This window comes from Nonomuraea sp. NPDC003804 (assembly GCF_040610675.1).
In the GTDB taxonomy this organism is placed as follows: Bacteria; Actinomycetota; Actinomycetes; order Streptosporangiales; family Streptosporangiaceae; genus Nonomuraea.
This window is the reverse complement of sequence record NZ_JBEXMT010000005.1, coordinates 150,459-171,880: the sequence shown is the minus strand read 5'-3', so window position 1 is coordinate 171,880 and position 21,422 is coordinate 150,459. Positions and strand designations below refer to the sequence as shown.

At 72.3% G+C, this 21,422-nt stretch carries 17 protein-coding genes; 9 read left to right on the top strand and 8 right to left on the bottom strand.

Features of this window, described 5'->3' with window-relative positions; translation table 11 throughout:
• Positions 1 to 6: 6 nt before the first annotated feature.
• The 3 genes from ABZX22_RS08740 to ABZX22_RS08730 are packed head-to-tail and all read left to right on the top strand — an operon-like array spanning position 7 to position 3,055.
• Positions 7 to 1,020, top strand: a complete 1,014-nt coding sequence (locus tag ABZX22_RS08740; protein ID WP_354907002.1) for an ABC transporter permease — start codon at positions 7 to 9, stop codon at positions 1,018 to 1,020.
• A complete protein-coding gene (locus ABZX22_RS08735; protein ID WP_354907001.1) occupies positions 1,017 to 2,045 on the top strand; it encodes an ABC transporter ATP-binding protein in 1,029 nt (342 codons plus the stop codon). Before ABZX22_RS08740 ends, ABZX22_RS08735 begins: the two co-directional genes overlap by 4 nt.
• A complete protein-coding gene (locus tag ABZX22_RS08730; protein ID WP_354907000.1) occupies positions 2,042 to 3,055 on the top strand; it encodes a dipeptide ABC transporter ATP-binding protein in 1,014 nt (337 codons plus the stop codon). Before ABZX22_RS08735 ends, ABZX22_RS08730 begins: the two co-directional genes overlap by 4 nt.
• A gap of 386 nt (positions 3,056 to 3,441) precedes the next feature.
• Here the strand turns inward: ABZX22_RS08730 and ABZX22_RS08725 are convergent, their stop codons facing one another.
• The 3 genes from ABZX22_RS08725 to ABZX22_RS08715 are packed head-to-tail and all read right to left on the bottom strand — an operon-like array spanning position 3,442 to position 6,175.
• Positions 3,442 to 4,125, bottom strand: a complete 684-nt coding sequence (locus tag ABZX22_RS08725; protein ID WP_354907172.1) for a response regulator transcription factor — start codon at positions 4,123 to 4,125, stop codon at positions 3,442 to 3,444.
• The gene (locus ABZX22_RS08720; protein WP_354906999.1) at positions 4,125 to 5,261 is read right to left on the bottom strand and encodes a sensor histidine kinase; all 1,137 of its coding nucleotides are present in this window, start codon (positions 5,259 to 5,261) and stop codon (positions 4,125 to 4,127) included. The genes ABZX22_RS08725 and ABZX22_RS08720 overlap by 1 nt, the downstream gene beginning before the upstream one ends.
• Before the next feature lie 53 nt (positions 5,262 to 5,314).
• Positions 5,315 to 6,175 (bottom strand): RecB family exonuclease, encoded by an 861-nt coding sequence (locus tag ABZX22_RS08715; protein ID WP_354906998.1) that lies wholly within the window; start codon positions 6,173 to 6,175, stop codon positions 5,315 to 5,317.
• Between the two features lie 81 nt (positions 6,176 to 6,256).
• Here ABZX22_RS08715 and ABZX22_RS08710 point away from each other — a divergent pair, with 81 nt between their 5' ends.
• Both ABZX22_RS08710 and ABZX22_RS08705 read left to right on the top strand, forming a co-directional pair.
• Complete coding sequence (locus tag ABZX22_RS08710; protein ID WP_354906997.1) at positions 6,257 to 7,393, top strand: site-2 protease family protein; 1,137 nt, start codon at positions 6,257 to 6,259, stop codon at positions 7,391 to 7,393.
• A gap of 157 nt (positions 7,394 to 7,550) precedes the next feature.
• Positions 7,551 to 8,966 (top strand): FHA domain-containing protein, encoded by a 1,416-nt coding sequence (locus ABZX22_RS08705; RefSeq protein ID WP_354906996.1) that lies wholly within the window; start codon positions 7,551 to 7,553, stop codon positions 8,964 to 8,966.
• A 410-nt stretch (positions 8,967 to 9,376) separates the two neighbouring features.
• Here the strand turns inward: ABZX22_RS08705 and ABZX22_RS08700 are convergent, their stop codons facing one another.
• Positions 9,377 to 12,106, bottom strand: coding sequence for a LuxR C-terminal-related transcriptional regulator (locus ABZX22_RS08700; RefSeq protein WP_354906995.1), 2,730 nt, complete (start codon positions 12,104 to 12,106; stop codon positions 9,377 to 9,379).
• 181 nt (positions 12,107 to 12,287) lie between these two features.
• Here ABZX22_RS08700 and ABZX22_RS08695 point away from each other — a divergent pair, with 181 nt between their 5' ends.
• Together ABZX22_RS08695 and ABZX22_RS08690 are read left to right on the top strand one after the other, a co-directional pair.
• A complete protein-coding gene (locus ABZX22_RS08695) occupies positions 12,288 to 13,253 on the top strand; it encodes a DUF4145 domain-containing protein (RefSeq protein WP_354906994.1) in 966 nt (321 codons plus the stop codon).
• A gap of 4 nt (positions 13,254 to 13,257) precedes the next feature.
• A complete protein-coding gene (locus tag ABZX22_RS08690; RefSeq protein ID WP_354906993.1) occupies positions 13,258 to 13,617 on the top strand; it encodes a hypothetical protein in 360 nt (119 codons plus the stop codon).
• Positions 13,618 to 13,700: 83 nt separating this feature from the next.
• Here the strand turns inward: ABZX22_RS08690 and ABZX22_RS08685 are convergent, their stop codons facing one another.
• The 4 genes from ABZX22_RS08685 to ABZX22_RS08670 all read right to left on the bottom strand — a co-directional run bounded on the left by ABZX22_RS08685 (position 13,701) and on the right by ABZX22_RS08670 (position 18,471).
• Positions 13,701 to 14,033, bottom strand: coding sequence for a hypothetical protein (locus ABZX22_RS08685; protein ID WP_354906992.1), 333 nt, complete (start codon positions 14,031 to 14,033; stop codon positions 13,701 to 13,703).
• A gap of 57 nt (positions 14,034 to 14,090) precedes the next feature.
• On the bottom strand, positions 14,091 to 14,573 hold the full coding sequence (locus ABZX22_RS08680; RefSeq protein ID WP_354906991.1) for a hypothetical protein: 483 nt from the start codon (positions 14,571 to 14,573) through the stop codon (positions 14,091 to 14,093).
• Between the two features lie 115 nt (positions 14,574 to 14,688).
• Positions 14,689 to 15,792: a GNAT family N-acetyltransferase gene (locus ABZX22_RS08675; RefSeq protein ID WP_354906990.1), complete on the bottom strand. Its 1,104-nt coding sequence runs from the start codon at positions 15,790 to 15,792 to the stop codon at positions 14,689 to 14,691.
• A gap of 12 nt (positions 15,793 to 15,804) precedes the next feature.
• Positions 15,805 to 18,471 carry a LuxR C-terminal-related transcriptional regulator gene (locus ABZX22_RS08670; RefSeq protein ID WP_354906989.1) on the bottom strand — a complete coding sequence of 889 codons (2,667 nt, stop codon included), beginning with the start codon at positions 18,469 to 18,471 and terminating at the stop codon, positions 15,805 to 15,807.
• Positions 18,472 to 18,558: 87 nt separating this feature from the next.
• On the opposite strand from ABZX22_RS08670, the gene ABZX22_RS08665 reads away from it, so the two are divergent.
• Entirely contained in the window at positions 18,559 to 19,407 is an 849-nt protein-coding gene (locus ABZX22_RS08665) for a tRNA (adenine-N1)-methyltransferase (protein ID WP_354906988.1), read from the top strand.
• Positions 19,408 to 19,611: 204 nt separating this feature from the next.
• On the top strand, positions 19,612 to 21,375 hold the full coding sequence (gene arc / locus ABZX22_RS08660; protein WP_354906987.1) for a proteasome ATPase: 1,764 nt from the start codon (positions 19,612 to 19,614) through the stop codon (positions 21,373 to 21,375).
• Positions 21,376 to 21,422 lie beyond the last annotated feature (47 nt).

Below are 21,422 nucleotides of genomic sequence, written 5' to 3'. Positions count from 1 at the left end.
GGCACTGTGGTCACATACATCATCAGGCGCGTGATCGGCGCTTTGGCGATGCTGCTCATCGTGAGCATCGTCACCTTCGGGATCTTCTTCTTGGTGCCGCGCCTGGCCGGCGCAACACCGGAGGCGTTCGCCGCCCGGTACGTCGGCCGTGGGGCCAGCATGGACACCATCAAGCTGGTCGCCGAGCGGCTCGGGTTCTACGATCCCGTGATCGTGCAGTACGGGCGCTTCCTCAAGGGGATCGTGCTGGGAACCGAGTACAACACGGGAGCGGGCGTCGAGCACTGCCCCGCGCCCTGCTTCGGCTACTCCTTCATCAACCAGCAGCCCGTCTGGCCGAGCCTGATGGACCGCTCGCGCGTGACGCTGTCGCTCGGCATCGGCGCCGCGGTGCTGTGGCTGCTCGGCGGCGTGGCGACCGGTGTGCTGTCGGCGCTGCGGCGCGGCAGCTTCTTCGACCGCGCGGCCATGGGCATCGCGCTGGCCGGCGTGTCGCTGCCGATCTTCTTCACCGGCATGATCTCCCTGTCCGTCTTCAGCTACGGCCTCGGCTGGACCGCCCCCGGCGGCGCGTGGGTGGACGTCACCATCGACCCGCTGCAGTGGGCCTACAACCTGCTGCTGCCGTGGATCACCCTGGCCCTGCTGTTCGCCGCCACCTACGCCAGGCTCACCCGAGCGGGCATGCTGGAGACGATGGGCGAGGACTACATCCGCACCGCGCGCGCCAAGGGCCTGCTCGAGCGCCGCGTCGTGGTCAAGCACGGCCTGCGCGCCGCGCTGACCCCCATCGTCACCGTGTTCGGCCTGGACTTCGGCCTGCTGCTCGGCGGCGCCGTCCTGACCGAGACGACCTTCTCGCTGAACGGCCTCGGCAAGTTCTCCGTCGACGCCATCAAGAACAACGACCTGCCCGCGGTCATGGGCGTCACGCTGCTGGCCGCACTGTTCGTCGTGGTGGCCAACCTGGTCGTGGACCTCCTCTACGCTGTGGTCGACCCGAGAGTGAGGCTTTCGTGACCGCGTTCCTCGACGTCAAGGACCTGCGCATCCACTTCCCGACCGACGACGGCCTGGTCAGGTCCGTCGACGGGCTGACCTTCGCCCTCGAGCGCGGCAAGACGCTCGGCATCGTCGGCGAGTCGGGCTCGGGCAAGAGCGTGACCAGCCTCGGCATCCTGGGCCTGCACAAGGGCGGCAAGGCCAAGCTCTCCGGCGAGATCTGGCTCGACGGTGAGGAACTCGTCGGCGCCTCCGCCGACCACGTGCGCGGCCTGCGCGGCAAGAAGATGGCGATGATCTTCCAGGATCCGCTGTCGGCCATGCACCCCTACTACACGGTCGGCGACCAGATCGTCGAGGCCTACCGGATCCACAACGACGTCAGCAAGAAGGTCGCCCGCAAGCACGCGATCGACATGCTCGGCCGGGTCGGCATCCCCACGCCCGACAGTCGCGTCGACGACTACCCCCACCAGTTCTCCGGCGGCATGCGCCAGCGCGCCATGATCGCCATGGCGCTGTCGTGCGACCCCGAGCTGCTCATCGCCGACGAGCCCACCACCGCGCTCGACGTCACCGTGCAGGCGCAGATCCTCGACCTGATGCGTGACCTGCAGCGCGAGTTCAACTCCGCGCTGATCATCATCACCCACGACCTCGGCGTCGTGGCCGAGCTGTCGGACGACATCCTGGTGATGTACGGCGGCAAGTGCGTCGAGTACGGCAGCGCCGAAACGGTGTTCTACCACCCCGAACACCCCTACACCTGGGGCCTGCTCGGCTCGATGCCCCGCCTCGACAGGGAGCGCACCGAGCGGCTCATGCCGATCAAGGGATCGCCCCCCTCCCTGATCAACGTCCCCCCGGGCTGCGCCTTCCACCCGCGCTGCCCGCACGCCGCCCGCACCGAGGGCCGCTCGCAGACCGAGGTGCCCGAGCTGCTGAAGTCGGGCCCCGGCCACCTCGTCCGGTGCCACATGGCGCCGGAGGAGCGCAAGCAGCTGTGGGAGAGCGAGATCAAGCCGATGCTGGAGACCACATGAGCGAGACGCTGCTGTCCGTGCAGGACCTGCGCATGCACTTCCCCATCCACAAGGGGCTGCTGAAGCGACAGGTCGGCGCGGTCAAGGCGGTCGACGGGATCGACTTCGAGGTGCGCAAGGGCGAGACCCTCGGCCTGGTGGGCGAGTCCGGCTGCGGCAAGTCCACCACGGGACGGCTGGTGACCAGGCTCATCGAGCCCACCGGCGGCACGATCACCTTCGAGGGCCAGGACATCACCCACATGCCGCAGAGCCGGCTGCGCCCGCTCCGCCGCGACATGCAGATGATCTTCCAGGACCCCTACTCCTCGCTCAACCCCCGCCACACGGTCGGCGCCATCGTCGGCGCGCCGTTCCGCATCCAGGGGATCCAGACCGAGCAGGGCATCAAGAAGGCGGTCCAGGACATCCTGGAACTGGTCGGCCTCAACCCCGAGCACTACAACCGCTACCCGCACGAGTTCTCCGGCGGACAGCGTCAGCGCATCGGCATCGCCCGCACGCTCGCCCTGAAGCCGAAGCTCATCATCGCCGACGAGCCCGTCTCCGCCCTGGACGTCTCCATCCAGGCGCAGGTCGTCAACCTCCTCGAGGACCTGCAGAACGAGCTCGACCTCACCTACGTGGTGATCGCGCACGACCTGTCGGTGGTGCGCCACATCAGCGACAGAGTCGCGGTGATGTATCTGGGCAAGATCGTCGAGGTCGCCGACCGCAAGTCGCTGTACACCTCGCCGATGCACCCCTACACCAACGCGCTGCTGTCGGCCGTGCCGGTCCCCGACCCCAAGGCGGGCACCGAACGCGAGCGCATCCGCCTGCAGGGCGACGTCCCCAGCCCGATCAACCCGCCGCCCGCGTGCCGCTTCCACACCCGGTGCTGGAAGGCGCAGGAGATCTGCAAGAAGGTCGAGCCGCCCCTGACCGAGCTGGCCAGCGGCCACAAGGTCGCCTGCCACTTCCCGGAGAACGCCCCCGCCGCCGCCACCCCGGAACCCACCAAGGCCTGACCCCGGCGCGCGTTCCGCCACCGCCCCGCCCGGCACGCTCTCCTGCCGGCCGGCACGGCCTCCTGGGCCGTCACCCCCTCCGGCCCGGCGCGGTGTCTGCCCGGCGGCGTGGTCTCCTCCCGGCCCGGCATGCGGTGTCCGCGGGGCGGCGTGGTCCCCTCCCCGTACGGCACGCCGGGTCACGCCCTCCCCGGTCACGGGGCGGGCGTCCCTCCAGGGAGACGCTCCTCCAGCGCGCGGGGCCGGCCGCCGACACGCGGCACGAGCAGGCCACCACCCCGATACCCGCGCTCCCGGGCCCGCCCACATGGACGCTCCCGGCCCTTCACCCGGGCAGGGCCGGTGCGAGGACCGCCGTCACGACAGGGCCGGCGCGGGGACCGCCGTCAGGACAGGGCGCCGGGCGTGATCAGCCCGGTCTCGTAGGCCAGGACGACCGCCTGAACGCGGTCGCGCAGCCCCAGCTTCGTCAGCACGTTGCCCACGTGCGTCTTGACCGTCGTCTCGCTCACCACCAGCTTGGCGGCGATCTCCGCGTTGGACATGCCCCTGGCGATCAGCCTGAGCACCTCCAGCTCCCGCTCGGTCAGCCGGTCGAGCCGCGCCGGGGTCGCCTGCTGGTAGGCCGACGGCAGCTTCGCCGCGAACCGGTCGAGCAGCCGCCTGGTGACGCTCGGCGCCACGATCGCGTCGCCCGACGCCACCACCCTGATCGCCTGCACCAGCTCGTCCGGCGGCACGTCCTTCAGCAGGAAGCCCGACGCCCCGGACCGCAGCGCCTCCACGATGTACTCGTCCAGGTCGAACGTGGTCAGCACCAGCACCTTCGGCACGTGCGCGCCCGCGGCCGCGTCGCGCACGATCCGCCGCGTCGCCTCGATCCCGTCGACGCCCGGCATCCTGATGTCCATCAGGACCACGTCGGGCAGCAGCGCCCGTGCCTGCTCGAGCGCGTCCTTGCCGTCGCCCGCCTGCCCGACCACCGCGATGTCCGGCTCGGCCTCGAGGATCAGGCGGAACCCCGTGCGCAGCAGTGGCTGGTCGTCCACCAGCAGCACTCTGATCGTCATCATCCGTCCTTCAGCGGGAAAGTCGCCCGCACCTCGAAACCGCCCCCCGTGCGCGGACCGATCCTGAGGATTCCACCATAGAGGGCCACCCTCTCGCGAATCCCGACCAGTCCATGCCCGGTCCTGTCACCTGGCGGAGAGTCGCCCGGGCCCCGGCCGTCGTCCTCGACGACAAGGCTCAGCTCGCGCGGCGCCTGCCGTACCGAGACCCTGGCATGGGCGCCGGGGCCGGCGTGGCGCAGGCTGTTGGTCAGCCCCTCCTGGACCAGCCGGTAGACGGCCAGGTCGACGCCCGCGGGAACCGGACCTCCGCCCTCGACCTCCAGCTCGGTCGGCAGGCCCGCCTCACGCATCTGCTCCACCAGCGCCGGCAGGTCGCGCAGCCCCGGCTGCGGGCGCCGCTCCGGCGGGCCCGGCAGGCTGTCGGTGCGCAGGACGCCGACGATGTTGCGCATCTCGTTCATCGCGAGCCTGCCGGTCTCCTCGATCGCCGACAGCGCCTCGCCCGCCAGCTCAGGGCTGGCGGTCAGCACCTTCCGCGCGGCCGCGGCCTGCACGGTCATCACGCTCACGTGGTGGGCGACCACGTCGTGCAGTTCCCTGGCGATGCGCGAGCGCTCCTCCGCCCGCGCCGCCCTGGTGTCGGCGTCCCTGGCCCGCTCCAGCCTGGCCGCGCGGTCCTTCAGCTCCTCCAGGTAGGCGCGCCGCAGCCGCACGCTGCGGCCGGTGCCCCAGACCGCCAGCCCGATGAGCGCGGCCATCGCGTGATCGGGCCAGGTCATCGTGGGCGGCGCCAGCGCCAGCGCCGTGACGTAGCCGACCGCCGAGACGGCCAGCCCCGACAGCGCGACCGCCAGACCCCGGTGGGCGGCCACCGTGTAGAGCACGATCAGCGCGGTCAGCCCGGCGAGTCCCGGATCCATGTGGAGCGCGGCGAACACCACGATCGGCACCTGCGCGGCGCACAACGCCCCCAGCGGCCAGCGCCTGCGCACCGCCACGGGCAGGTAGCCGGCAGCCAGCAGCACCGCCTCGGCCACGCCGCCGTTGCCGCCGGCGACGAACAGCGCCACCGACGCCGCCGCCAGAGCCGCGGCGAGGAGCGAGTCGCGGAACAGGGCTCGGTCGGTGCGCACCGCTTCAATGTAAGACCAGGTGAAAGCGGGAATCCTCCTCCTTGGGGAGGACTTCAGAGCTCGTCGGTCGCCGCCCGCCGGCTGCTTCTGACCGTGTCACCCGGCTGCCTGGCGGGCACCGGCGGGGGAGTGCCGCCGAACTCGGGGCACAGCGCCTGATGATCGCACCAGTCGCACAGCCGGGACGGCCGCGCCCGCCACTCGCCCGTCTCCAGCGCCCGCTCGATCGCCGCCCACAACGCCTGCACCTTGCGCTCGGTCGCCAGCAGGTCGGCCGCGTCGGGCGCGTAGCGCAGCACCTCGCCGGCGCCGCCCAGGTAGACCAGCTGCAGCAGCCTCGGGATCTCCCCGCGCAACCGCCACAGCACCAGCGCGTAGAACTTCATCTGGAACAGCGCCTTGGCCTCGAAGTCGGGCCCCGGCGCGTTGCCGGTCTTGTAGTCGACGACCCTGACCGCGCCGCCGGGCGCCACGTCGAGCCGGTCGATGTAGCCGCGCAGCATCAGGCCGCTGTCGAGCACCGCCTCCACGTACAACTCCCGCTCGGCCGGCTCCAGCCGCGTCGGGTCCTCCAGCGTGAAGTAGCGTTCCAGCATCGAGCGCGCCTGCCCCAGCCACTCCAGCCGCTCGGCCTCGTCGGCGAACATCTCCGCATAGGCCGCGTCCTCGCCGAGCAGCCTGGCCCACTGCGGCTCCAGCAGCTCCAGCGCCGCCTCCACCGAACGCCGCGGCGCCGGGAGGTCGTAGAGCCGCTCCAGCACCGCGTGGACCACCGTGCCGCGCACCGCCGCCGCCGAGGGCTTCTCGGGAAGCTGGTCGATCACCCTGAAGCGGTACAGCAGGGGGCAGGTCATGAAGTCACCCGCCCGCGAAGGGGAGAGGGCCCCGATGATCACGGGTTCGGTCAACGTCATGCTCCGCACTGTAAGTCAAGACACCGACAGTATGGGCGCGCCGAGTAGCATCAAGGCAGCCACTGGACAAAGGAGTGATAGGTGAGCGCCGAGAGTCCCCGCCAGGAGTTCTCCGGCATCCGGATGGGCAGGCCCTTCGGCATCCCGGTCTACGTCTCGTGGACCTGGTTCATCGTCGCGGCGTTCATCACCTGGAGCTTCGGCCGCGTCATGCTCAGGATGATGCCCGGCGTCAGCGAGCCGGCCGCCTACGCCGTGGCCTTCGTCTTCGCCGTGCTGCTGTACGTGTCGGTGCTGCTGCACGAGCTGGCCCACTGCGTCGTGGCCAGGATGTACGGCCTGCCGGTCCGCCGCATCACCCTCTACCTCCTCGGCGGCGTCTCGGAGATCGAGAAGGAGCCCCAGACACCCGGCCGCGAGTTCATGGTCGCCTTCGCCGGGCCGCTGCTGTCGCTCGGCCTGGCCGGCGGCGGCTACCTCGTCTACGAGTTCGTCATCCCCCAGGGCGGCGTGCCGGGCGCGCTGGCCTGGCAGCTGTGGGTGGCCAACCTCATCGTCGGCGTCTTCAACCTGCTGCCAGGGCTGCCGCTCGACGGCGGCCGGATGCTGCGCGCGGGCGTGTGGAGGGTGACCCGCAGCGCCATCTCGGGCACCCTGGCCGCCGCGTGGGTCGGCAGGGCGCTGGCCGTCGCCATCGTCGCCGCGGCGTTCGCCATGTCGCTGATGAGCGGCCAGTCGCTGCTCGACACCTACGTCATCTGGTCGGTGCTGCTGGCCAGCTTCATCTGGTTCGGCGCCACCCAGTCGCTGCGGGTGGCCCGCGTGCGCGCGCGGCTCCCGCAGGCCAACGCCCGCGCCCTGGCCCGCCGCGCCATCCCCGTGACCGCCGAGACCCCGCTGGCGGAGGCCCTGCGCAGGACCACGGAGGCCCGCGCCGGCGCCATGGTGATCGTCGACCATGAGGGCAAGCCGACCGCCATCGTCAACGAGGCGGCCGTCCAGGCCACGCCCGAGCACCGCAGGCCGTGGGTGAACGTCGGATCGCTCTCCCGCACCATCGAGCCGTCCATGGTGCTGCCCGCCGACCTGTCGGGCGAGTCGCTGATCGACGCCATGCGCGACGCCCCGGCGGGGGAGTACCTCCTGGTCGAACGCGGCGGCGAGGTCTACGGCGTGCTGGCCACCGCCGACGTCAACAAGGTCTTCAGCGGGGTGTGACCACTCGTCTGAACGGCCAGGTAGGACTAGTGTTTCAGACAACCCGATCACCGATCGCGGATTCGAGGCGAGCAGCTCAGACCGATACTGTTCCTCCTCGTCTGGGTATGCGTATGGCTGGCGGTTGACCGGCGATTTTCCGTGGAGGGAGATTTCGGTGGCAGAGCAGGGCTTCGGGGTGGTGCGCCCACTGCCGGGCAGCGGGCTGGTCGCCCACATGGGTGGGCTGCTACTCGTCTGCGACGCGGCGGAGGGAGCGAGCGGCGAGCTGCTCGAAGCACTCCGTGAGAGCGCGGCGTCGGGGGCGGACGGTCTCGCGCTGGCCCGCCGTGCCGCACAGGTGTTGTTCAGGACCATGTCGGGCGACCCGGTCAGCTGCGCGGTGGCAGGGCCCGCGGGTGGTGGCATGGCCGTGCTGGTCAGCGGGTCGGCCTCGGCCGTGGTCAGCACAGACGACGGCGAGACCAGGTTGTCCGGGCGTGACTCCCTCACCTGGACCGACCGGCTGATCCCGGGGCCCGTGCAGCGGGTCGAGCTGGTCCTGCCGGGCGCGGGCGATGCCCACCCGGCCGTCCGCCTCGACAGCGGCGTGGTGCTCGGCGGCGGCCTGCGCGGCGAGGTGGGCGACGTCGAGGAGGCGCCGGCCAAGGCGAAGGTCAAGCCGCTGGAGACCAGCGAGCTGCCGGCGACCGGCCTCCACTTCGAGCCCGACCTGCTGCCCCCGCCGCCCAGGCCGGAGCCGCGGCAGGAGGAGCCGGTGCAGGCCCAGCCGGCGCCCCAGCCGCCATCCCAGCCGATGGCCCCCTACCCGATGGGCGCGCCCTCGGGACCGCAGGGCCCCTACGGCCCGCCGCCGGCCGCCGAACCGTACTCCGAGCCCGCCCTGTCCGGCCCGCCCATGCCGGGCCCCGGCCCGATGCCGCCGCCGCCGGGCCCGCCGCCGCAGGGTCCGGGACCGATGCCCTTCGAGGACGTGCCCCACGCCGGCGGCCCCGTCGCGCCCGAGCAGCACGAGCCCCCCTACGGCCCTCCGCCCGAGCAGCACGAGCCCCCCTACGGCCCTCCGCAGGAGCAGCCGGCGGAGGAGGCGGCCGACGGCCGGCCGATGGTGTTCGGCGTCGACTGCAAGAACGACCACTTCAACGACCCGCGCTCGCCGTACTGCGTGATCTGCGGGATCGAGCTGGTGCAGCGGACGCTGGTGCCGTACAAGGGGCCGCGGCCGCAGCTCGGCGTGCTGCTGCTCGACGACGGCACCTCGCTGCCGCTCGACGGCGACTACCTGCTCGGCCGCGACCCCGAGCGGGCGCCCGAGGTCGCCGGCGGCACCGCCAGGCCCGCCAAGGTCACCAGCCCCGACGGGTCGGTCTCCCGTCGCCACCTGCGGGTCGCGCTCGACGGCTGGGACGTCAACCTGGTCGACCTCGGCTCGGTCAACGGCACCCAGATCCAGCCGCCCGGCGACCCCAACTTCTACGACATCCCGCCGAACGAGCCCGTCACCATCGCGCCGGGAACGACCGTGCGCATCGGCGTCTCCCGCACGATGCGCTACGAGTCCCACCGCGGCTGACCCGCGCCCAGGCTTGCCGTTCCTCCGGTACGGCAAGCCGGGCCTCCCGTTCCCCGTTCTTCTCATACGGCAAGCCGGGCCTCCCGTTCCCCCGTTCCTCCGGTACGGCAAGCCGGGGCCGAGGCCACCGTGGTCACCGGTCACCGACCGTCCGTCACGCCGCTCCAGCCGACTCCGGCCGCCCGCCGTGACGTCGCCCCGCCGTCCGGTGACCTGAGTAGCGCTCTACTCGAGCCGACCGGCCGACCACGACGGATCATCGAGAGCGCGGCAAGCCCCGCACGATACGCGCAGGCGCCCGAGGCAGCCGGATCTGGGCCGCCCGTGCGACGGACGCGTCCATGACCGCCCCTGCCGCCAGGCCGTCGGCCGCGGCCTGCCAGGCTCTCCTGCGCCGTCCGGGCGGCCTGCTATCGGCCGTCACCGCCAGGTTCTGCCGCCGGTCCCGGCCGCCTGCTCCCGGGTGCGGCCTGCCCGGGTCTGGCGTTCGGCGGGGGGCTGATGGGCCGGGGGCCGTCCGTCCCGCCCGCCGGCCGGCGGAAGCGGTTGAGGGCCTTGGCGAGCTCGGCCGGCGAGTTGACGCCCAGCTTCCAGTACGCCTGGTTCCTGTGGTTCATGGCCGTGCGCATCGCGATCCCGAGCTCCATGGCGATCTGCCGGTGCGACCGGCCCGCGGCCGTCAGTTGCGCCACCTGCAACTCCCGCTCGGTCAGGTCGGGCGCGGCCAGCTCCCGTAACGCGGGCGTGTCGGGCCCCTGGCACGCTCCAGCCAGCGACCACGCCTCCGTCGCCGCCGCCCGGGCCGCCCGCTCGCCGCGCGAGCGCCGTAACAGCCCCGCCGCCTGCGCGGCCGCCTCCGCCGCGTGCAGGCGCAGCCCCAGCGCGTCGAATCCCTCCGCCACCGCCAGCAGTCCGTCCGCGTCCGACTCCGCCAGCGCGGCGGCGTGCCGGGCCGCCAGCCGTACTCGGGGCCCGTCGTGGGCCGCGGCCAGCTCGGCCAGCCGGGCAGCGACGGTGACGGGCGCGCCGAGCCGTACCGCGTCGTGGAGGGCGACCGCCTCGAACGCGGCGAGTCCGCTCTCCCTGCAGTCGGCGGCGGCCGCCAGCGCCAGCTCGACCGCGCGGCTGCTCTCGCCCGCGGCGGCGGCGATCCACACGCGGGTGAGCGCCACCCAGCGCATGAACGCGGTCCAGGTGGCCCGGTTGCGCTCCACGGCCGCCCTGAGGGTGTCGCGGGCGGCGTCCGCCTCGCCGCGCAGCGCCTGGGCGGCGGCGTAGGCGGCCATGCAGCCGCCCACGGTGAGCGCCGTCTCGTGGTTGGCGGGCGCGTGCAGGACGAGCAGCGCCGTGCCCAGCTGGCCGCGCAGGGTGGCGGCGTTGCCCCTGGCCAGCGCGAGGCTCCCCTCGCCGCGCGACCAGCCGCGCTGGCCGGCGAGGGCGGACCGCATGGAGGCGATGGCCTCGTCCATGACGGCCAGGTCGCCGGAGAAGTATCCGCACATGGACCAGGTGGAGTGCAGCGGCGAGACCAGGGCGGGCAGCTCGTCGCGCCAGGTCGCCGCCGCGCCGAGCGCCTCGCGGACCAGCGCGGTCGCCTCGGTGGTGCGCCCGGCGTAGCAGAGGGCCAGGGCTCGGGAGTTGAGCACCTGGGCGCGCTGGGCCGGTTCGAGGTCATGGGCCAGCAGTTCCGTGCCGAGCCGCAGGGCGTCGCCGGTGCGGGCGGCCGACGCGGTCAGCCCGAGACGCTGGACGGCCAGCCGACGGCGGCCCGACGGCTCCGCCAGCTCCTTCTCGGTGACGGCGAGCAGGTCGAGGGCGTCGCCGAGCCGGTCCATGCCCCAGGCCAGGTTGCTCGCCCTGGCCAGTACCAGGCGGGCCTTCGACGGCTCGTCGCCGGGCTCGAGGGTGGCGTCGAGCACGGACCTGGCCCGGTCCGGCTGCTGGGCGTAGTCGAGGAGCGTGGCCAGCTGGATCGCCGCGGCGGTGCCGCCGCCCGCGTCGAGGGCGGCCTCGCCGAGCCGGATGGCCAGCGGGTAGTCGTGCGCCGACCAGGCCAGGCGGGAGGCGTCCAGGAGCGGGCGAGGGGCCGCGCCCAGCCCGCCCGCCAGCCGCCACACCGTCACTCGCAGCGGGTCCTCCCTGCGGCGCAGGCCGGTCGCCTCCAGCGCCGCGGCCAGGTCGGCGTGCCTGCGGCGGCGGCGCAGCTCGGGCAGGTGCTCGCGGGCGACCTCGCCGTAGAGGGGGTGGCCGAGGCGGGCGATCTCCCGCCGTCCTTCGACGCGCACCCTGACCAGGCCGCGCTCCTCGGCCTCCAGCACCGCGCGCTCGCCGGTCAGGGCGCCGAGCGTGCGGGCGCCGATCGGCTCGGCCAGCGCCGTGTATTCCAGGACGTCCTTCAGCTCGGGCGACAGCGCGCCGATCCGCTCGTGGATCAGGTCGACCAGGCGGGGCGCGAGGGGCGGGGCGCCGGTCAGCTTCCACATCCCGTGGATCTCCGACAGCGAGCCGGCGGCGATGGCCGCCCCCACCACCTCCGACAGGAACAGCGCGTTGCCCTCGGTCACCTCGGCCAGCCTGCGCACGGTGGCGTCGTCGGGCTGGCCGCCGAGCGCGGCCGTCAGGACGGCGGTGACGTCGTCGTCGCTGAGCGGGCCGGTGTCGTAGCGGCGTACGTGGCCGTCCCGCCACAACAGCGTCACCGGATCGGGGGCGGGCTCGCCCGTGCGCAGCGTGGCGACCAGCCGTGCCTGCCCACCCCTGACCAGGCAGGCGATCACCTCGGCCGAGTGGCTGTCGAGCAGGTGGGCGTCGTCGACCGACAGCACCGCGACCCTGCCCCTGGCCTGGGCGAGCAGTTCGTCGGCGGCCCAGCGCACGGTGTTGACCAGGTGCGGGGGGTGCTGGGGCGGGATGAGGTCGGCCAGCGCGCCGTTCGGTATCGAGCTGGCCGCCTTGGTCGCCCTGATCCGCAGGGTGGTCACCTTGGCCGCGTGGAAGCGCGTCAGCACCTCGCCGGCCAGGCGCGACTTCCCGACGCCGGCGGGACCGGCGATGATGACGCCCTGCGCGGTCGGGTCGCGGGCGAGCCGGACCAGGTCGTCGAGTTCGTGCCTGCGGCCCGCGAACGGCCAGCGCTTCATGTTGGCCCCCTCGATACCTTATTGTCCTTTTGTGGCGCGATGGGGTGCGAAATTCGATGTCGATTGCCCGGGTTGTGCCCGACCTACTGTCGCACGCGAAGCCGACGGATTACACAGGGTTTTTCTACCCACGCCATTGCGGCCCTATTGGCTGGCCGTCTGCCAGAGTTGCGGGCAGGCTTTGCTGCTGGAGAATCGCGACGAGGTCGACGACCGCGACCCCGACGACCTGCCCGCCCGCCCCGCGCAGGTGCTGTGGCCGCCCTCGGGGCCGCCGATCCGCGCCGAGGTGCCTCCCGTCGTACGGCAGGAGCTCACCCATGCGCGCGCCGGCCTGCGCTCGGGATCGCCCACCTCGGCCGTGCTGCACGTGCGACGGCTGCTCGAGGCGGTGTGCGCCGACCACGGCGTCACGGGCCGCACGCTCTTCCACGCCCTTCGCGAGCTGCGCGACGGCGGCCTGATCGACGGCTGGCTGCTGGCCTGGGCAGAGGAACTGCGCGAGCTCGGCAACGAGGCCGCCCACGTCGGCGCGCACCCGCTGGCCAGGCCGGAGGCGGAGGAGGCGGTGGAGCTGGCCGAGGCCTTCGTCGATTACCTTTACCGTTTCTCGCGCACCTACCAGTCTTTTCGCCGACGACGCGGCAGCTCAAAAACCCGTAATAACCGAAATGTCCTGCGAGACACCCCAGTGATGCGGATTCTTCGTAAATCACAGGTGGACTTCAGGGCCCATCCCTATCCCCACGATCCGGCCAGGGTGAAATCCAGGACCGCGGTCGCCGACGAGCTCGGCATCCCGCCCGAGCGGCTGCTCAAAGCCGTCATCCTCTACCTCGGCGAGCACGCCGTCGTCGCCATCGCCCCCAGCGCCGGCGTCATCGACGAGCGCGCCCTGGCCCACGCCTTCGGTGCCACCGACGCCAGAGTGGCGCGACTGGCCGACGTCCTGCGCATCGGCGAGACCATCGCCGCCGACATCCTCAGCCCGCTGGCCCTGCCGTACCTGCCGTCGGTACTGGAGGAAAGCGCCACCGCCGCGGCCTCCGTCTACGTCTCCAGCGGCCGCCACGGCCTCGAACTCGAACTCGACCCGGCCGACCTGGTCCGCCTCACCCGGGCCAGGACCGCCCCGATCGTGAGGTGACCGCGTGACCCGTGTCGTGTTCGAGGGCTCCTTCGACGAGCTGGCCTCCCTGGAGGACTGGCTCCGGGACGCCGGCGGCCTGCGCGGGCGCACCCGCCTGCGCCCCGGACGCCCGGCCGCCGGGCGGATGGGCGGCGAACCGCCCGACCTCGTCGTGGACGTCGCCTCCCAGGGGCAGGCCACGACGCTGGCCAGAACGGTGGAGTTCTGGCTGCGCACGCGCGGCAGGCAGGTGGCGCTCAGGCTGCGCGTCGGCTCGGAGATCACGGTGGACCTCGACCTGCTGGCCAAGCTGGACACCGAGACCCTCGTCGCCCAGGTGACCACCCTCCTGCGCGACGCCCTCGACACCGCCGCCGAATGACCCGGACCCCTGCCATCCTCACCGGACCGGCCGCGCCGCAGGCTCACCCCTCGGCGCCTCACGGCAGACCGGCCAGAAGAGCCTCACAGCAGACCGGCCAGAAGAAGGGGCGCCGCCGCCACCTGAGCGCCGAGGCGGCGCGGACGGTCGCGGTCGAGATCGCCGACGCCACCTTCGCAGTCGCGCTGGGCCAGTACGGCTGTCGCGGTGCGGGTGACCTGCTGCCTGCGGGCTGCGGTCGCAGCCTGACGGGCGGTCATGCCGTAGCGGACGCCGGCCACGCGCGCCCGAGGAGCGTACCCCTGGACCGGCCCTGGCCACGCGCCGAGGGTGGCGCGTGGCCCGGCTTGCCGTACGGGACGGACGGGAAACGAGCCGAGGACCGAGGAGAAGCCGGGACCGACGAGACGCCGCACAGGGCGGAAGCCAAGGACGGACGGGACGCGGAGCCGAGGACGGACGCGGCAGAAGGATCAGGCCGTGAAGGCGTGGACGGAGCGCAGCATGCGGGCGGCCACCTCCAGACCGCGGGAGGCCTCGATCGCGCGGCCCGCGGCGGCCGCCAGGCGGCCGAGCAGGTGCTCCTCGCGTTCGGTGAACCGCCTGCCCGCCACCCACAGATACGCCTGGTCACGCGTGGCCAGCGGCACCGGCACCGCCAGGAACCCGGGCCCGCGTACTGACCAGTCCTGCAGCAGCAGCACCGGGTCGGAGGCGTTCGCCAGTTCCTTCAGCACCCCCGACTCCAGCAGCCAGCCGGCCACCCCCAGCGGGTCGCCCGGTGCGAGGAGGACATGGGACGGGTAGGCGAGCTCCTGCAGCGGATCGACGTCCACGAACCCCGCGTACGGCGTGCCGCCCACCGCCGACGCGCATCGCACCACCTGGTCCAGCAGCGCGTCCGGCTCCACATGGGAGAACGACTCGATGAGCTCCTTCACGCAGTCGCTGCTCATGCCTCATCCCCTGATGCAAGGCTCGCCGAGAACGGCGGAGTGTTAACGGGCGGCGACTCGGAGTATTACCGTCGAAACCGCCCTTGGCCACCCCCACAACAGGTAATAGATATTTTCAGCTGAGCCGCGGCCGTAGCAGCAGCCACTCCACGTCGTCGCCGCGCGTGCCGTCCGGCCGGGGGAACAGCTCCCGCTGCAGGCTCTCCCTGGTGAAGCCGACCCGCTGCAGCACCCGCTGGGAGGCGTCGTTGGCGACGTCGGTGCCGGCCACGATCCGGTGCAGCGCCGTGTTCGCGAACGCCCAGTCGACCAGCAGCCGCACCGCCCGCGTCATGAACCCACGGCCCCGGAACGACGGCCGCAGCGAGTAGCCCACCATCGCCTGCCCGAGCGACGGCGTCACCTGCACGAGCTGGATGTGGCCCGCGAACGCGTCGGTGGCCGCGTCACGGATCGCGAGCTCGGCCCGCTGCCCCGACAGCCACCAGTAGCCGGCGTAGCGGCAGCGGCGCTCGACGACGTCGGCCGTCGGGACGGGACCGATCATCCAGCGGGAGACGCTCTCCTCGCCCACCATGGCCAGGAAGTCGCCGACGTCACGCGGCGCCAGCTGCGCCAGCCGCACCACCCCGTCCGACAGCTCCCCGCCGTCGAGGAGCGGCAGGTACTGCTCGGCCGGCTCGCCCGAATCGGCCGCCAGCCTGGCGAACGCCACGAAGTCGGCCGCCCTGCCGTCACGCGTGCGGGTCCGCTCTCTCGCGATGCCCTCCTGCACGTACCCGGCCGCGTAGGCGACCCGCAGGCTGGGCATGTTCTCCACCTCGGCGTGCAGCTCGATGCGCCGCGCCCCCTTGTCGAAGGCCCATTCGCTGGCCGCGCGCGTCGCCGCCGTCGCCACGCCCTTGCCCCTGGCCCACTCCGCCACCCGGTAGCCGATCGACAGCGCCCCGCGCTCGTCGGGCGATCGCAACCCCACCGCGCCCAGGTACTGCCCGCTGCCGGCGTCGACGATCGTGAACTCCGCGCCGCCCTCCGCCCACCGCCGCTGCGCCATCGCCAGATAACCCGCGGCGTCGTCCAGCGTGTACGGGATCGGCAACCGGTAGAGGAAACGGGCCGTCTCGTCGTCGGACGAGGCCCGCACGATCGCGGGCAGATCCTCACGGGAGGGGGGACGCAGGATCAGCGCGCCCGTCGAGATCACTTCACGCGGCAACATGGTCCATTGCTATCAATCCCCCTGCCACGTCGGCGAGTCCGGGCCGAGCAGCGCCGCCAGATCCGTCCTGCTGTTCACCCCGAGCTTGCCGTAGACCGACTGCAGGTGGTTGTCCACCGTCCTGATCGACACCACCAGCATCGCCGCGATGTCCTTGCTGGCCAGGCCGGAGGCCGCCAGGCGGGCGATCTCCGTTTCGCGCGGCGTCAGCGCCGGGCCCCGCAGGCGCGCCAGCATCGGCGTGCGCGCGCCCTGGCACGCCCCCGCGTACGCCGTCGCCCTGGCCGCGGCGGCCCTGGCCTGCCGCGGCCGGCCCCTGGCCAGGAAGGCGGCCGCGGCCTGCGCGTGGACGTCGCCGGCGTGCAGCGCCATGCCGAGCTCGGTGAACCCGGCCGCCACCCGCTCGAGGCCCTCCGCGTCGCCGGCGGCGGCCGCCGCCGCGTGGCCGGCGCAGATCGCCGCGAGCCTGCCGTCGTGCCGCGCGGCCACCTCGCCCAGGCGCGCCGCCACCTTCGCCGCCGCGCCGAAACGCACCGCGTCGTGCAGCGCGACCAGCTCGATCCCGTACAGGTCCTGCGCGCGGGCGCGGGCCGCGTGCGACAGCGCCAGCTCCACCGCGCGCGTCAGCCGCCCGCCCGCCGCCGCCACCCAGCGCTGCGCCACGTCGATGGAGGTCTGCAGCAGGTACACCGCGTCCGCGCGGTCCTCCTCGGCCCGTTCCAGCAGCGTCGTGGCGGTGCGCTGGTCGCCGAGCAACGCCGTGCAGTGCGCCAGCTCGGCCAGCGCCGGCGCGGTGAAGTGGCCCCCGCCCGCCGGCATGGCCGCCTCCCTGACGATCGTGGCCGCGTCGGCCACCCTGCCGCGCATCCTGGCGATCTCGCCGTGCCACTGCAGGAACAGGCGCCGGAACAGCCGCACCGGGCTGTCCTCGCCCAGCAGCTGCTCGCCGTGGACGGCCGCCCGCTCGGCCGCGTCCAGGTCGCCGGCGAACAGCTCGGCCAGACAGCGGCCGGCCACCATCGTGAGCACCTCGGACGGAGCCACGTCACGCCCCGTCTCCACCTCCGCCATGCCCCGCTCGGACATCCGCCTGGCCGCCGCGCACCGCCCCATGTACGCCAGGCCGTAGGCGGTGATGCCCAGCGCCATCGCCCTGCCCACCACCGCGCCCGTCCCCTCGTGCGGCCCCCCGGCCGGCATCAGGTCGGCCGCCGCCGCGCACTCGTGCACCTCGCCGCGCAGGATCCGCAGGTTCAGCCGCATGGCCCGCACCATCATCCGCAGCGACGGCTGCTCCAGCGTCGCCTCGGCGGCGTCGAGCACCTCGTCCGCCTCGCCCGGCCTGAGCAGCCCGACGTTCAGGTTCCAGGCACGCCGCATCGCCAGCCGCGCCCGCACCTGCGGAGCGCACGGCTCGTCCCACACCGAGGTCAGCGCCGCCTCCGAATCGGCGAACCGCTCCGAGAACGACAGCACGTCCGCCAGCGTGGCCGCCGCCTCCGCGCCGCCGCCCGCGTTCAGCGCCGCCCAGCCCAGCCGCGCGGCCAGGGTGGCGTCGTGCGCCGCCCACGCGATCTCGCAGCCCGACAGCAACGGCGACGGATCCTTCGCGGTGCCGCTCTCCAGCCGCCACATCGCCGTCCGCACCACGTCGTCGCGCCGCCTGCCGCCGCTACCGCCGCTACCGCCGCTACCGCCGGTGGCCTCCAGCGCCTCGGCCAGCCGGCGGTAGCGGCGGCGGGTACGCAGCAGCGGGCTGCGCGCCCTGACTGCCTCGCCGTACAGGGGGTGGGCCAGGCGCACCAGCGTCCGCCTGCCGTCCACCAGCACCCTGATGAGGCCCTTGGCCTCCAGCGCCTCCACCGCCGCCGCCGGCACCAGGCCGGCCAGCAACCGCGCGCCCAGCGGCTCGCCCAGCGCGACGTACTCCAGCGCCTCCTCCTCGGCCGCCTCCAGCCTGCCGATGCGGGCGGCCACCAGCTCGGCCAGCGGGGGAGCGACCGGCGGCGCCGACTCCAGCCGCCACAGCCCCTGCGCCCGCACCAGCGCGCCCGCGTCCAGCGCGCCCGCCACCAGCTCCCGCAGGAACAGCGCGTTGCCGCCGGTCAGCCGGTGCAGCCTGGCCGCGCTCTGCGCGTCCACCGGATCGCCCAGCACGCCCGCCAGGATGCGGGCCACCTCGTGCCGGCTCAGCGGCGCCAGCTCCATCCTGACCAGCCCCAGGTCCTTCCACAGCGTCACCACCGCCTCCGGCACCGGCTCGCCGCCGCGCAGCGTCAGCAGCAGCTGCGCGGCCGAGTCCTGCGCCAGGTGCTGCAGGACCGCCGCCGACCCGGAATCCAGCAGGTGGGCGTCGTCGACCAGAACCAACGGCCGCCGCTCGGTCCCCACCAGCGTGTCGGAGATCCACTTCAGCGGGTTGGCGCCCTGGGGGAGCGCGGCGGGCAGCAGGTGGGCCAGCGCCCCGAAGGGAAGCCCGCGCGCCGCCATCGAGGCGATGGCGTGCACCGCCGTACGGCCGCGCGAGCGCAGCGAGGTCACCACCTCCATCGCCAGCCTGCTCTTGCCCACGCCCGCCGCCCCGACGATCGCCACGCCGCAGGTCGCGGGATCGTTCATGAGCGTCAGCAACCGGTCGGTCTCCTCGACCCGGCCGGCGAAGGGCCACCGCGTTGCCACGTGAGGGATGTTACGGTCAAGAAGGGCCCAGATACAGGGGGTTGCGACAGGCCGAGCGACCCCCCGATTCGCCCTATCCTCATGCCCATGGGTTTTCGCAGGCACGGGCCGTTCCAGGTAGGGGATCAGGTGCAGCTCACCGACCCCAAGAACAAGCGCCACACGATCACGCTCAAGCAGGACGGGGTCTTCCACACGCACAAGGGGGCGATCCCGCACAGCGACCTGATCGGCCAGCCCGAAGGCTCGGTGGTGCGCTCCTCGGGCGGCACCCAGTACCTGGCCTTCCGCCACCTGCTGCAGGACTACACGCTGTCCATGCCGCGCGGCGCGGCCGTCATCTACCCCAAGGACGCCGCCCAGATCGTCGGCATGGCCGACATCTTCCCCGGGGCGCGCGTCATCGAGGCCGGCGTCGGCTCGGGCGCGCTGACCTGCTTCCTGCTGCGCGCCGTCGGCGCCGAGGGCAAGGTCACCTCCTACGAGCGGCGCCAGGAGTTCGCCGACGTCGCCCGCAAGAACGTCGAGAAGTTCTTCGGCGGCGAGATGGACAGCTGGCGCCTGGTCGTCGGCGACCTCAACGACTCCATCGACGAGAGCGACGTCGACCGGGTCATCCTCGACATGCTCGCCCCGTGGGAGTGCGTCGACGCGGTCGCCAAGGCCCTCACCCCCGGTGGCGTGATCTGCGTCTACGTCGCCACGACCACCCAGATGTCGAAGACGGTGGAAACCCTGCGGGAGCACGGGAGTTTCACCGAGCCCCACGCGTGGGAGACCCTGGTTCGCGACTGGCATGTCGAGGGACTCGCAGTCCGCCCAGATCACCGCATGATCGGGCACACCGGCTTCCTCGTCACCGCCCGCCGCATGGCGGACGGCGTCACGCCCCCGCCAAGGCGCAGACGACCGAAGGGGACCACCGAAGAACTATGACGATTTGGCCACGGCGGTGCCTTGGTGCGTGACACGGGAACAGATGACCGTGTTCATATGCTGGAACTACTAAACACGCCCGCGGGATTTATTCACCGAATACCGAATGTCACTCTACGAACACTTTCCGGCAAGGTAGCGGAAAGCCGGGAGATGGGTAAGGTCCTTAGTAGTCGCTCTCGACTGGGAAGGAGGTGACGGGGCGTGGCAGCTCGCGATGATGCAGAGGCTCGAGCCGCGCAGCGCGAACGGGAGGTCGCTGATCTTTCAACACAGGTCTCCTTCCTGCAGGAGGAGATCACCGCGCTGCGGAGGAAGCTGGCCGAGTCACCCCGTCAGGCCAGGGTCCTCGAGGAGCGTCTCCACGAGGCGCAGGCCAACCTTGCCGCGGTGACCAGCCAGAACGAACGGCTGGTCGCCACACTCAAGGAGGCCAGGGACCAGATCGTGGCTCTGAAGGAGGAGGTCGACCGGCTGGCCCAGCCGCCATCCGGCTTCGGCGTCTTCCTCGAGGCCAGAGAAGACGGCACGGTGGAGGTCTTCACCGGCGGCCGCAAGCTGCGGGTCAACGTCAGTCCCGCGGTCGATGTCGACATGCTCAGGCGTGGCCAGGAGGTCATGCTCAACGAGGCGCTCAACGTGGTCGAGGCGCTCGGCTACGAAGAGGTCGGCGAGATCGTGATGCTCAAGGAGCTGCTCGAAGACGGCGAGCGCGCCCTGGTCATCTCCCACGCCGACGAGGAGCGCGTCGTACGCCTGGCCGAATCGCTGCTCGGCCAGCCGGTGCGCGCCGGCGACTCCCTGCTGCTGGAGCCCCGCTCCGGCTACGTCTACGAGCGCATACCCAAGTCCGAAGTGGAAGAGCTGGTCCTCGAAGAGGTCCCCGACATCTCCTACGAGGAGATCGGCGGCCTCATGCGGCAGATCGAGCAGATCAGGGACGCCATCGAGCTGCCCTACCTGCACGCCGACCTGTTCCGCGAGCACAAGCTCCGCCCGCCCAAGGGCGTGCTGCTGTACGGCCCGCCCGGATGCGGCAAGACGCTCATCGCCAAGGCCGTCGCCAACTCCCTGGCCAAGCAGGTCGCGGAGAAGACCGGCCAGTCCGGCAAGAGCTTCTTCCTCAACATCAAGGGCCCGGAGCTCCTCAACAAGTACGTCGGCGAGACCGAGCGGCACATCCGCCTGGTCTTCCAGCGCGCACGGGAGAAGGCCTCCGAGGGCACCCCGGTGATCGTGTTCTTCGACGAGATGGACTCGATCTTCCGCACCCGAGGCTCGGGCGTCTCCTCCGACGTCGAGAACACCATCGTCCCGCAGCTGCTGTCGGAGATCGACGGCGTCGAGGGACTGGAGAACGTCATCGTCATCGGCGCCTCCAACCGCGAAGACATGATCGACCCGGCGATCCTGCGGCCAGGCCGCCTGGACGTCAAGATCAAGATCGAGCGGCCGGACGCCGAGGCGGCCAAGGACATCTTCTCCAAGTACCTCATCGCCGACCTCCCGCTGCACCCGGACGACCTGGCAGAGCACTCCGACTCCCGCGAGTCGACGATCGCGGGAATGATCCAGAGCGTCGTGGAGCGCATGTACTCCGAGAGCGAAGAGAACCGCTTCCTCGAGGTGACCTACGCCAACGGCGACAAGGAAGTCCTCTACTTCAAGGACTTCAACTCCGGCGCGATGATCCAGAACATCGTCGACCGGGGCAAGAAGATGGCCATCAAGCAGTTCCTCGAGTCCGGGCAGAAGGGCCTGCGGGTGCAGCACCTGCTGGCGGCCTGCGTGGACGAGTTCTCCGAGAACGAGGACCTGCCCAACACCACCAACCCCGACGACTGGGCCCGCATCTCCGGCAAGAAGGGCGAGCGGATCGTCTACATCCGCACGCTGGTCTCCGGCAAGCAGGGCACCGAGGCCGGCCGGTCGATCGACACGGTCGCCAACACCGGCCAGTACCTGTAAACGGTCCCACCGCCGAAGGGCCGCTCCCGCACCGGGAGCGGCCCTCC